Annotated in this window: 11 protein-coding genes and 1 tRNA gene; 7 read left to right on the forward strand and 5 right to left on the reverse strand. The window is 37.3% G+C overall.

Annotated features, from left to right (window positions below; genetic code table 11):
• Nucleotide 1: 1 nt before the first annotated feature.
• Together rnhA and ACQ33O_RS09070 are read right to left on the reverse strand one after the other, a co-directional pair.
• Nucleotides 2-463: a ribonuclease HI gene (rnhA, locus tag ACQ33O_RS09065; protein WP_430995252.1), complete on the reverse strand. Its 462-nt coding sequence runs from the start codon at nt 461-463 to the stop codon at nt 2-4.
• An 8-nt stretch (nt 464-471) separates the two neighbouring features.
• Entirely contained in the window at nt 472-2,100 is a 1,629-nt protein-coding gene (locus ACQ33O_RS09070; RefSeq protein WP_430995253.1) for an acyl-CoA carboxylase subunit beta, read from the reverse strand.
• 102 nt (nt 2,101-2,202) lie between these two features.
• Here ACQ33O_RS09070 and ACQ33O_RS09075 point away from each other — a divergent pair, with 102 nt between their 5' ends.
• Nucleotides 2,203-2,661 carry a DinB family protein gene (locus ACQ33O_RS09075; RefSeq protein WP_430995254.1) on the forward strand — a complete coding sequence of 153 codons (459 nt, stop codon included), beginning with the start codon at nt 2,203-2,205 and terminating at the stop codon, nt 2,659-2,661.
• On the opposite strand, the gene ACQ33O_RS09080 is transcribed toward ACQ33O_RS09075, so the two are convergent.
• The 3 genes from ACQ33O_RS09080 to ACQ33O_RS09090 all read right to left on the reverse strand — a co-directional run bounded on the left by ACQ33O_RS09080 (nt 2,659) and on the right by ACQ33O_RS09090 (nt 4,750).
• A tRNA-Lys gene (locus tag ACQ33O_RS09080) sits at nt 2,659-2,731 on the reverse strand. The genes ACQ33O_RS09075 and ACQ33O_RS09080 overlap by 3 nt on opposite strands.
• A gap of 22 nt (nt 2,732-2,753) precedes the next feature.
• Nucleotides 2,754-3,191, reverse strand: coding sequence for a DUF4395 domain-containing protein (locus ACQ33O_RS09085; RefSeq protein ID WP_430995255.1), 438 nt, complete (start codon nt 3,189-3,191; stop codon nt 2,754-2,756).
• A gap of 8 nt (nt 3,192-3,199) precedes the next feature.
• Entirely contained in the window at nt 3,200-4,750 is a 1,551-nt protein-coding gene (locus tag ACQ33O_RS09090) for a hypothetical protein (RefSeq protein ID WP_430995256.1), read from the reverse strand.
• A gap of 203 nt (nt 4,751-4,953) precedes the next feature.
• On the opposite strand from ACQ33O_RS09090, the gene ACQ33O_RS09095 reads away from it, so the two are divergent.
• The 6 genes from ACQ33O_RS09095 to ACQ33O_RS09120 all read left to right on the forward strand — a co-directional run bounded on the left by ACQ33O_RS09095 (nt 4,954) and on the right by ACQ33O_RS09120 (nt 12,150).
• Complete coding sequence (locus ACQ33O_RS09095) at nt 4,954-6,123, forward strand: 2-isopropylmalate synthase (protein WP_430995257.1); 1,170 nt, start codon at nt 4,954-4,956, stop codon at nt 6,121-6,123.
• Between the two features lie 82 nt (nt 6,124-6,205).
• Entirely contained in the window at nt 6,206-7,321 is a 1,116-nt protein-coding gene (leuB, locus tag ACQ33O_RS09100) for a 3-isopropylmalate dehydrogenase (protein WP_430995258.1), read from the forward strand.
• A 156-nt stretch (nt 7,322-7,477) separates the two neighbouring features.
• Nucleotides 7,478-9,157 carry a dihydroxy-acid dehydratase gene (ilvD, locus tag ACQ33O_RS09105; RefSeq protein ID WP_430995259.1) on the forward strand — a complete coding sequence of 560 codons (1,680 nt, stop codon included), beginning with the start codon at nt 7,478-7,480 and terminating at the stop codon, nt 9,155-9,157.
• Nucleotides 9,158-9,240: 83 nt separating this feature from the next.
• Entirely contained in the window at nt 9,241-10,989 is a 1,749-nt protein-coding gene (gene ilvB, locus ACQ33O_RS09110) for a biosynthetic-type acetolactate synthase large subunit (RefSeq protein ID WP_430995260.1), read from the forward strand.
• 10 nt (nt 10,990-10,999) lie between these two features.
• Nucleotides 11,000-11,662 carry an acetolactate synthase small subunit gene (gene ilvN, locus ACQ33O_RS09115; RefSeq protein WP_430995261.1) on the forward strand — a complete coding sequence of 221 codons (663 nt, stop codon included), beginning with the start codon at nt 11,000-11,002 and terminating at the stop codon, nt 11,660-11,662.
• Between the two features lie 11 nt (nt 11,663-11,673).
• The gene (locus ACQ33O_RS09120; RefSeq protein WP_430995262.1) at nt 11,674-12,150 is read left to right on the forward strand and encodes a DinB family protein; all 477 of its coding nucleotides are present in this window, start codon (nt 11,674-11,676) and stop codon (nt 12,148-12,150) included.
• Nucleotides 12,151-12,168: the final 18 nt, after the last annotated feature.

Genomic DNA, 12,168 nt, shown 5'->3' on the forward strand with positions numbered 1-12,168 from the left:
TTTATTCCGGTTGATATCCTGCATCTTCTTCTAAATCATTGCCATCAGCGGCTGCAGTTGCTAATTCATCACATCGGTTATTATATGGGTTATCGGCATGGCCTTTCACCCAAACAAATTTTACTGTATGCTTTTGTGCAAGTGAATGGTATAGCCTCCAAAGGTCAGGATTCTTCTTGCCGCCTTTAAAATTGGTTCTGAGCCAGTTTTTCAACCAGCCTTTTTCAACTGCATTTACAACATAGGCGCTATCCGAGTAAACAGTAATATGCAGATTGTCCTTTTTTAAAGCTCGTAATGCTGCAATAACAGCCATTAATTCCATTCGGTTATTGGTCGTGTGTTTATAACCGTTAGAAAGCTCTTTTCTCTTATCTCCCCACATCAAAATAGCGCCATAACCACCGGGGCCGGGGTTACCTCTTGCAGCCCCATCTGTATAAACAATAATTGAATTTGACATAGGATGAATTATACTTGAAAAACACCGGTTTTAAACTCGGCAATATCTTTATTATGATTGGCTGCAGCTATTCCTTCTGCAATCAGTTTCCTTGTGTCTTTGGGATCAATGATGTCATCTACCCAAAGCCTTGCAGCAGCATAGTAGGGGGTGGTTTGCATATTATATCTATCAATGATCTCGTCCAATAATTTTTTCTCTTCTTCGGCAGAAACTTCTTTGCCTTTACTTTTCATTGCAGCAACCTGAATTTGCAACAATGTTTTAGCAGCTTGCTCACCACCCATCACCGCAATTTTTGCTGACGGCCATGCATAGATGAAACGTGGGCCATATGCTTTGCCACACATAGCATAATTGCCGGCACCATAACTGTTACCAATAACGATGGTGATCTTTGGTACAACAGAATTAGCTACGGCATTCACCAATTTTGCTCCATCTTTAATAATGCCGCTGTGTTCGCTTCTGCTACCTACCATAAAGCCGGTTACATCTTGCAAAAAAACCAGGGGTATTTTTTTCTGATTGCAGTTCATGATAAAACGTGCAGCCTTATCTGCACTATCATTGTAGATAACACCACCTAATTGCATTTCGCCTTTTTTGTTTTTTACGATTAATCGTTGATTGGCAACTATGCCCACAGCCCAACCTTCAATGCGACCGTAACCACATACAATTGTTTTGCCATAATCTTCTTTGAATTCATCGAAACTATCGGCATCGGTTATACAATCAATAATATCCAAAACATTGTAAGGTTTTATATTGCCTTCACTTAATACTGAATAAATCTCATCGCCATTTTTTTTGGGGTCAAGAGATTCAATTTTGCTGAATCCGGCATTTTCGGATTCACCTAATTTGCTGATCGTTTTTTTGATGTGATCTAAGCAAGCATGTTCAGTTTCAAATTTATAATCAGCAATACCGCTGATGCTTGTATGTGTATCAGCTCCGCCTAAGGTTTCATTATCTATATCTTCGCCGATTGCAGCTTTTACAAGGTAGGGGCCTGCTAAGTATATTGAGCCATTACCTTCTACCATCAGAGTTTCATCACTCATAATAGGGAGGTAGGCGCCACCAGCAACACAGGCACCCATGACTGCAGCGATCTGTGTAATACCCATAGCGCTAATTCTAGCGTTATTGAAAAATATCCGGCCGAAATGTTCTTTGTCTGGAAAGATCTCATCTTGCATTGGAAGAAAAACGCCTGCACTATCTACCAGATAAATGATCGGTAATTTATTTTCAATAGCAATTTCCTGCATACGTAAGTTCTTCTTGCCTGTAATTGGAAACCATGCACCGGCCTTTACTGTTTGATCATTGGCTACAATTACACATTGTCTGCCACTGATATATCCCACACCACTAACCGTACCACCTGCCGGACAACCACCTTGCTCTTCATACATTCCAAATCCAGCAAAAGCACCTATTTCAACAAAAGGCTTATCACTATCACATAAATATGTAATGCGTTCTCTTGCAGTGAGTTTATTTCTCTCTTTTTGTTTTTCGATTGATTTTTTGCCACCACCTTCGTATATCTTTTCCAGCCGCTGCCTAACCTGACTATAAGCAAGCTTCATAGCGTCTTCATTCTTATTTTGTTCTAGGCTCATTTGTTAAGTTCTTGGTTTTTAATTCATAGTTACTAAATTCGTACAGCATTTCTGCAAAGTATCTGTATTGTAGTATGAATTTATAACTTTCTAATCAAAAATATGAGTAATGAAATTAATCGCATCTTAAAATTGTTTACAGAGATGCATCATGGCTACTGTTGGATTGGAGTTAATTTTAAAACCGCCCTGCAAGGATTGAATGCAGAAAAAGCCGGCAGCCGAAATATTGAAAATGGTAATAGCATCTGGATGCTGGTTTCGCATATAATTTACTGGCGTACAACTGTTGTAAACAGATTGGAGGGAACGCTTGATACTCCGCCATTTAGAGATTTTACATTACCCGAAGCATTTACGGATGAAACCTGGAAGCAATCGTTAAAAGATTTTGAATCGACTTATCATTTGTTGATCAAAACAATAAAGCATTTTAATGAAAAAAAATTGCAGGAGCCTTCACCTAAAAACGGACAAACCTATTATGATCTGATCATGGGATGCTTACAGCATGATGCTTATCATTTGGGGCAAATCATTTTGTTGAAAAAAATAGTGTGACCTCGGAGAGGCTCGAACTCTCGACCCACTGATTAAGAGTCAGTTGCTCTACCAACTGAGCTACGAAGTCAATACAACAAATCTACATTTATTTAATCGATTATTTTTTTAGCTTTTAAAACCGCATATAAATAATTCGTTACAAAAACTCCGAAAAAAGCTTCGAGTAAAGCAATTGCAGTAAGTAAGGCATTTGCAACAAAAGCTATTTTACCAAGATGAAAGGAGAGTAACATGAATATTATAAAAGACAAGGCAAATCCAATGCCTGCTGCAAATTTTTTAGGAGCATGGTCAACCGGTTTGTCGGGTATGTTTAATTGCTCTATAGTGTTTTTGCTCTGCCAACTTAATAGGCTGAATTTGTCCAGCGAAACAGTTCTCAGAAAAAAGTCAACCATCAAAAAAATAAAAATGGGCATTAGAGAATAAAAAAGGCAAAATCCTGAAAGAATGAAGACCCAGAGGGCATTAAGTCTTATCTTGTTTTCGTTTACTTTGCCGGCTTCCGGAGATAAATTTTTATTCATTGTTTGATTTAAACATTATTTCTTTTATTGCTGAATTTTTTCTTTAAAATATCCTGCACTGGAATGTTCTCCAATTTACTTTCTATCCAGGAAATGATATCCAGATACATAAACGCACGGGTTTCGAAACGATTGTTCTGATGTTGTTTCAATTTCAACAACAGTTTCTCCAATTCAGGTTTGATCGTTTTAACCGACAGCTTAAATGAGTTACGAAGGAATTTAAATATCTCTTCTTCCACCACACTAAGCGTTTGCATTTTAGCCATGAAACGGTAAACCGATTTTATTAAATGATCTAAGATGTCTTCATTGCCTAATTCAAAATGCGCTATAAGGTGTAAAAGACGTGAGTAACATTGCAGATCGGAGCGTAGATCCATTTTCCAGTTAATGATCTTATTTAAATAATCTACTGCCTTTTCATAATCGCCGCTGCCAAAATACAAACAGGCGATCTTGTAATAAAAAACAAGGATACGATGTCTGTCTAAATATATTTCGTATTCTTTAAGTTTAGCCTCAATTTCCGGAACCAATTTAAGTCCCTCTGAAAAGCTTCCTTCTAAAAAATGCTTATTAAATACAGATATGGTACGGTATACAAAGCATTGTATCTTATTGTTGATACTGTTTTGCACGACATTGCTGTCGCAAAATTTATCAAACTGTTCTAATGTTTCTTTTAATTTTTGATGATTACCCAAATCAAAATGAGAGCCCATCAAATTGTGCATACCCTTAATGTAATGCCCGCTTTCAATAGCTATCATATAGGGTTCTTCATGAAAAATATTTACCCATTTTTGGGAGTAGCGATAATATTGTAAAAAATCCTGTCGAATAAAAGCATTCCAACATTGACTTTGGTGTAAAAACAATTTTTCAAAAAAGGTTTTGCATTTATCTGCTTTATCCCCCAGTCCGTCAATAAAAAACTTTTCCAATTCTATAACTTCCTGTTCATTTCTTGCATGTCCATGATTGATGTACCAGCTATATAGTTGTAAAGACAAATTAGAAAGTTGAGAAACGAGGGAAAGTGTTTCATTTGTTTCATCTGCTTCCTTGCCCAATTGTTCGGCTCTGTTGCGCATGCTTCGGGTGATATGCAATGCCTCGATATTTTTTTCAAAAAAAAGCGCTTGCTGTAAATAAGTGAATTGGTTCTTTGATCTTGCCATTTCCTTCATCTTATCCAGCACCTTTAAGCTTTGTAGGTAAAGTCCTTTATTGTACAAGATCCGTGCATAATCCATTTGCTCATGCAGTTGGATATCAATATTGCTTTCATCTGTGATCAATCTTAAACTGGATAATAATTGCTTATACAAATGGGCCTTCAGATTACTCAATTGTTGTTTCTTAATACTTTCGTTTTTCTTCAATAAAATAGCCTCGTCGTAGGTGTCCATTTTGTCCAACGCATCAAATAGTTGTACAATTTTAAGATCTTCCGAAGCCGTATTTCGGGTGGCATAAAGCTTAAAATTGCGCTTTTCGCTCTTTTCCAGCGACTTTATAAGTTGAAATAAGGGGTCTGTACTGCGGTTGGGCATCGTAATTCAAATAGTTTATAATCCTTTATCATACTGCATTCTAGCCTGAAACGGGGTCTTTATATAGCGTAATAAATAGCTGATTTTAATCGTAAAAACTACCATTTTAGTCGTAAATTAGCACCCCGAGTTTATTATCCATACAAATGCGGTAGTCAAATGTAAAACATTTAGCCTCATTTGTTTTAAAACATTGTTACTATATGTCAGAAAATAAGATCCATATTTTTGATACCACCCTAAGAGATGGTGAGCAGGTACCCGGTTGTAAACTGAACACAAACGAAAAAATAGAAATAGCTCTAAAGCTTGAAGAATTAGGTGTTGATATCATCGAAGCCGGTTTTCCGATCTCTTCTCCCGGAGATTTTGCATCGGTAGAAGCTGTAGCCAAAATTATAAAAAATGCCACCGTTTGTGGTTTAACTAGAGCGGTTCAAAAAGATATTGAGGTAGCGGCAGAGGCATTAAAACATGCCGTTCGTCCGAGAATACATACAGGTATCGGGTCATCAGATATTCATATCAAATATAAATTCAATTGTTCAAGAGAGGAGATATTAGAAAGAGCTGCAAAAGCAACTAAGATTGCTCGTAATCTTGTTGACGATGTTGAATTCTTTTGTGAAGACGCCGGTAGAGCAGATAATGCGTTCCTTGCTCGTTTGGTAGAAACGGTAATCGCCTCGGGAGCAACGGTTGTAAATATTCCTGATACAACAGGCTATTGTTTGCCGCATGAATACGGTGCTAAAATAGCTTACTTAAAAAATAATGTTCCGAATATTGATAAAGCGATCATTTCTTGTCATTGTCATGATGATCTTGGATTATCTACTGCGAATTCGATCTCGGGTATCATCAATGGTGCAAGACAAATTGAATGTACCATCAATGGTTTAGGTGAGAGAGCAGGCAATACCTCTTTAGAAGAAGTAGTGATGATCATTCAACAGCATAAAGAAATGGGCTTTTATACAAATATCAATTCGAAGCTGTTGAACCCCATCAGTCATTTAGTTTCAGAAACAATGCGTATGCCGGTACAAGCAAACAAAGCAATTGTAGGTGCAAATGCATTCTCTCATTCTTCAGGTATTCACCAGGATGGGTTCTTAAAAGCCGATATTACTTATGAAATTATCAATCCTGTTGAAGTAGGTGCAGAAGAATCTAAAATTGTACTAACTGCTAGGAGTGGACGAAGTGCATTGGCGCATCGTTTCCACAAATTAGGCTACCAATATACAAAAGCTGATATCGATGTATTGTACGATCAGTTTCTAAAAGTTGCTGATAGCAAGAAAGAAGTAATGGAAGATGATCTGAATGAATTGGCTTCAGCTTATGGTAAAAAAGAAGCAGTCGTCTAAATATTTCTTTTCGAAAATTCTTAATCAGGAAATTATAGTTATTCTCAATTGCCCTATTAACGATCAGGGCAAATAGTTCAACATGAAAAAAAATATTGCAGTTATATTAGGCGATGGGATTGGCCCCGAAGTAACGCAGCAGTCCATTAGAGTATTAGATGCGATTGCTGAAAAGTTCGGACATGAATTCGTATACAACAATTGTTTGATGGGGGCTGTTGCTATTGAAGCAACCGGTAATCCTTTACCTGATGCAACCATTGAAGTTTGTTTGAACAGTGATGCTATTCTATTTGGTGCGATAGGAGATCCAAAATATGATAATGACCCCACAGCCAAAGTAAGGCCTGAACAAGGTTTATTTAAATTAAGAAAGATATTGCAACTGTATGCAAATATTCGTCCGATAACTGCATACCCTTCTTTGAATCATTTGTCTCCTTTAAAAGAGAAAAGAATTGAAGATGTTGATTTTGTTGTTTATCGTGAATTAACCGGAGGTATTTATTTCGGTGAAAAGAAGACCAGTGAAGATCATACATGGGCAACTGAAGAATGTACCTATACAGCGGCCGATATAGAACGTATCAGTCATCTGGCATTTAAAGATGCACAAAAAAGAAGAAAGAAACTAACGCTGATAGATAAGTCAAATGCATTAGAAACATCAAAACTTTGGAGAAAAGTAGTGAAAGACATTGCATTGCAATATTCGGATGTGAAGGTTGATTTTATGTATGTTGATAATGCAGCGATGCAACTCATCATCAACCCAAAACAATTTGATGTAATTCTTACAGAAAATTTATTTGGAGATATTTTAAGCCAAGAAGCTTGTGTGGTTAGTGGTTCGGTAGGATTATTGCCTTCAATGGCCATTGGTAACTCTACGGCTTTGTTTGAACCAATTCATGGTTCTTATCCTCAGGCGGCCGGTAAAGACATTGCCAACCCGATCGGTTCAATATTATCCGCAGCAATGATGTTGGAATATTTTGGGTTAAAAGAAGAAGCTGCGTTAGTACGCAGTGGAGTTGAATGGACGATAAAAAATTTATTTGTAACAAAGGATGTAGATCCGATCAATTTCTATTTTACCAGTACAGTAGGAGAATTGATATGCGAATATATTCATGGGCGGGTTTCGGGAGATGTTAACTTAGAAAATGTAGAATTACGAAAATCAACGATAATATAAGTTTAAGAAGTTGAAGATGTTTAAAAGGTTCAGCATGTTTTATTAACCTTTTAAACTTTTTAAACCTATTAAACTTTTTAAACCTATTAAACCCATTAAACCTATTAAACCCATTAAACCTATTAAACCCATTAAACCTTTTAAACAAACAAGAGAATGGAACTAAACAAATACAGTAAAGTACTTACACAGGACGAAACACAACCGGCAGCACAAGCCATGTTGTACGGCATTGGGTTAACAGAAGATGACTTGAAAAAAGCACAGGTAGGTATTGCAAGCATGGGTTATGATGGGAACACTTGTAACATGCACTTGAATGACCTTGCAAAAGTAGTTAAAGAAGGTGTGTGGAAAAACGATTTAGTAGGATTGATATTTAATACGATCGGTATCAGCGATGGTATCAGCAATGGTACTGATGGTATGCGTTATTCGTTGGTGAGCCGTGATCTAATTGCAGATAGTATTGAAAGTGTTTGTGGTGGATTTTATTATGATGGGTTGATTGCTTTACCGGGTTGTGATAAAAACATGCCGGGTGCTATTATGGCGATGGGACGTTTGAATCGTCCTTCTATTATGGTATATGGCGGAACCATTGCGCCGGGTTATCATAAAGGAGAGGAGCTGAATATCATTTCTTCTTTTGAAGCATTGGGTAAAAAATTGGCTGGTACAATTACACCGGAAGATTTTAAAGAAGTGGTGAAACATAGTTGTCCGGGTGCAGGTGCTTGTGGCGGTATGTACACTGCTAATACAATGGCTTCGGCAATTGAAGCATTGGGTATGAGTTTGCCTTATTCATCATCCAATCCGGCAATCAGTGATGATAAGCAAAAAGAATGTTTAGATGCAGGAGCAGCGATAAAGATTTTATTAGAAAAAGATATCAAGCCAAGAGACATCATGACGAAGAAAGCATTTGAAAATGCCATCGTTACCATCATGATTTTTGGCGGTAGTACAAATGCGGTATTGCATTTGATCGCAATGGCAAAGAGTGTAGATGTGGATCTTACGCAAGATGATTTCCAACGCATCAGTGATATTACACCGGTGTTGGCAGATTTTAAACCAAGCGGAAAATATTTAATGCAGGAATTACATGCTCATGGAGGGGTGCCTTCTGTAATGAAATATTTATTGCAAAAAGGATTGTTACATGGTGATTGCCTAACGGTAACGGGTAAAACGGTTGCAGAGAACTTGGCAAATGTTCCGGATTTAAATTTCGATACTCAAAAAATTATATTCCCTTTAGAACAACCTTTGAAAGTAACAGGACACTTACAGATCCTTTATGGAAATCTTGCAGAGAAGGGCAGTGTTGCAAAAATAAGTGGTAAAGAAGGCGAACGTTTTGAGGGGCCTGCAAGAGTGTTTGATGGTGAAAAAGATCTGGTAGCTGGTATTGCAAATGGAAGGGTTAAAAAAGGTGATGTAGTAGTAATAAGATACGAAGGTCCGAAAGGTGCACCGGGTATGCCTGAGATGTTGAAACCTACTTCAGCCATTATGGGTGCAGGTTTAGGTAAAGATGTAGCCTTGATCACTGACGGAAGATTCAGTGGAGGATCTCATGGTTTTGTCGTCGGTCATATCACTCCTGAAGCATTTGAAGGTGGTGTGATCGCATTGGTACAGGACGATGATATTATTGAACTGGATGCTGCCAACAACAAGATCAACCTTAAAGTGACAGATGAAGTGATAGCAGAAAGACGTAAAAACTGGAAGCAACCGGCATTGAAAGTAACGAAAGGAGTGTTGTATAAATATGCAATGTGTGTGAAAGACGCTTCTGAGGGTTGTGTAACAGATGAAGCTTAAACAATTAAAAATTTATAGTTAAGAATTAAGCGTTTTTGCAACGCTTAATTCTTAACTATAAACTATAAACTAAAAACTGGGTTATGGAAACTCTTGAAATAACAGAACAAGAAAAGGCAACTACACCAATTCAAAACATCAGCGGTTCTCAAGCTGTGTTAGAAGCATTGGTTGCAGAGGACGTGGATACCATTTTTGGTTATCCGGGCGGAGCCATTATGCCTATCTACGATGCATTGTATGATTATGCTGATAAACTAAAACATATTTTAGTTCGTCACGAACAGGGAGGCATACACGCCGGACAAGGCTATGCCCGTTCATCAGGCAAGGTAGGTGTGGTTTTTGCAACAAGCGGTCCCGGTGCAACAAACCTTGTAACAGGTTTGGCAGATGCAATGATTGATAGCACTCCGTTGGTATGTATCACCGGACAAGTATTTGCTCATTTGTTAGGTACAGATGCTTTTCAGGAAGTAGATGTAATTAATATTACAACACCTGTTACAAAATGGAATTATCAGGTTACTGATGCTACTGAAATTCCAAGTGTGTTAGCGAAAGCATTTTACATCGCAGCAACAGGCCGTCCCGGCCCTGTGTTGATAGATATTACAAAGAATGCACAATTACAAAAATTCGATTACGAAGGGTATAAAAAATGTGATCATATTCGAAGCTATCGTCCAAAGCCAATTGTTCGTAAAAAGTATGTAGAGGAAGCGGCGAAATTGATCAACGAAGCAAAAAGACCATTTGTAATTTTTGGTCAGGGTATCATTTTAGGCAAAGCAGAAAAGGAGTTCAAAGCTTTCATTGAAAAAGGAGGCCTACCTGCTGCATGGACGATCTTAGGATTGAGTGCTCTTGAAACAGATCATCCGTTAAACGTTGGTATGCTGGGTATGCATGGTAACTATGGCCCCAATGTATTGACCAACGAATGTGATGTATTGATCGCTGTCGGTATGCGTTTTGATGATCGTGTAACAGGGCGTTTGGATAAATATGCAAAACAAGCTAAGGTTATTCACCTAGATATTGATCCTGCAGAGATAGATAAAAATGTGAAAACAACCATTCCTGTTTGGGGCGATTGTAAAGAGACATTACCAATGCTTACGAAATTGATTGAGAAAAAAAATCATAAAGATTGGATCAAAAAGTTTCATGAGCATATCCGTAAAGAAGCAGAAATGGTCATCAAAGATGAATTGAATCCAACAGGAGAAATTCTCACAATGGGTGAAGTAATAAAAGTACTGAATGAATTAACAGATGGTGATGCAATTATTGTAACCGATGTTGGTCAACACCAAATGGTAACTTGCCGCTATGCAAAATTCAATCAGTCAAAAAGTAATATCACATCAGGTGGTGCTGGTACCATGGGTTTTGCATTGCCTGCAGCGATCGGAGCAAAGTACGGAGCGCCCAAACGTACTGTGGTAGCCATTATCGGTGATGGCGGCTTTCAAATGACATTGCAGGAATTGGGAACCATCATGCAATTTGATGTTGATGTAAAGATCATTATTTTAAATAATCAATTCTTAGGAATGGTACGTCAATGGCAACAATTGTTCCATGAAAAAAGATATTCATTTGTTGATATCACAAGTCCGGATTATGTGCAACTGGCAAATGCTTATAAAATTGAGGCACGTAGCATCTGCAAAAGAGAACACCTTAAAAATGCATTAAATACAATGTTGAAACACGAAGGCTCCTATTTGTTGGAAGTAATGGTCGGCAAAGAAAATAATGTATTCCCGATGGTGCCGCAAGGCAGGGGGGTGGCCGAAATTATTTTAAGTAAAGAAGAACTTTAAAAAAGAAATTATGTCTAAAGAAACGAATATAGAGAATCTTGATATAACCACTCCTCCCGGTGGGCAGGTAATTGTTGATAAATCCGGTAAACTGGAATTTACAATAACTGTTTACACAGAAAATCAGGTTGGGTTGCTAAGTCGTATTGCAATTATGTTTTCTCGTAGAAAGATCAATGTTGAAAGTTTAAATACATCTCCTTCGGAAATAGAAAACATTCATCGATTTACAATTGTGATCAATGAATACGAAGATGTGGTTCGTAAACTTTGCCGTCAGATAGAAAAGCAAGTTGAAGTCTTGAAAGTTTATTTCAATACCAATGATGAATTGGTTTGGCAGGAGGTTGCTTTATATAAAGTACCGACAGGTATCATTGCAGATATTGTAAAAGTTGAAAGATTGCTCAGACAATTTGGTGCAAGGGTAATTGCTATTACAAAAGACTACACCATTTTTGAAACAACCGGGCATAGAGAAGAAACGGATCGATTGATAAAAGTATTTGGTCAATTTGGGTTGATAGAATTTGTCCGCAGTGCAAGAATTGCCATCATTAAAGATAGTAGCGGGTTTCATGAAAAATTACAACAGTTTGAAGAAAGAGAACCGGGTGAAGATGCTGTTGAAAATGAGTTTTTAAATCAGCAGGAACAAGTGTTCACAATGTAAAATTGATAAGAATGGAAAGGCAATTTGATTTAATAAGACAAACAAGAAATCTTTTTTTGAAAATTGTAGATGGATTATCTATCGACGAATTGAATGAAATACCCGAAGGCATGAGCAATAATATTGCATGGAACTTTGGTCATATTATTGCAGCACAACAAGGCCTATGCAATGGGCTTTCAGGAGTTGCAATGAATGTAGTGCCTGAATCAATTACAGATTTCAAGAAAGGAACAAAACCGGAGCGATATATTTCAAAAGAAGAGATCGATCAATTCAAAGAATATATGGTGTCGAATATTGATGCACTTGAGAAAGATGTAAAAGCTGGAAACGTTTTTACAAAATATCAGCCTTACACAACATCTTATGGATTTGCATTGAATAATATTGATGATGCCATCAAGTTCTTTGCAGTTCATGATGCATTGCATCTCGGTTATGCAATGGCAATAAGAAAAAATATTAAAAGCAAAATAAATTCTTAAACAATCAACATTTAAAAT

The organism is Ferruginibacter sp. SUN002 (assembly GCF_050611725.1).
Classification (GTDB): Bacteria; Bacteroidota; Bacteroidia; order Chitinophagales; family Chitinophagaceae; genus Ferruginibacter.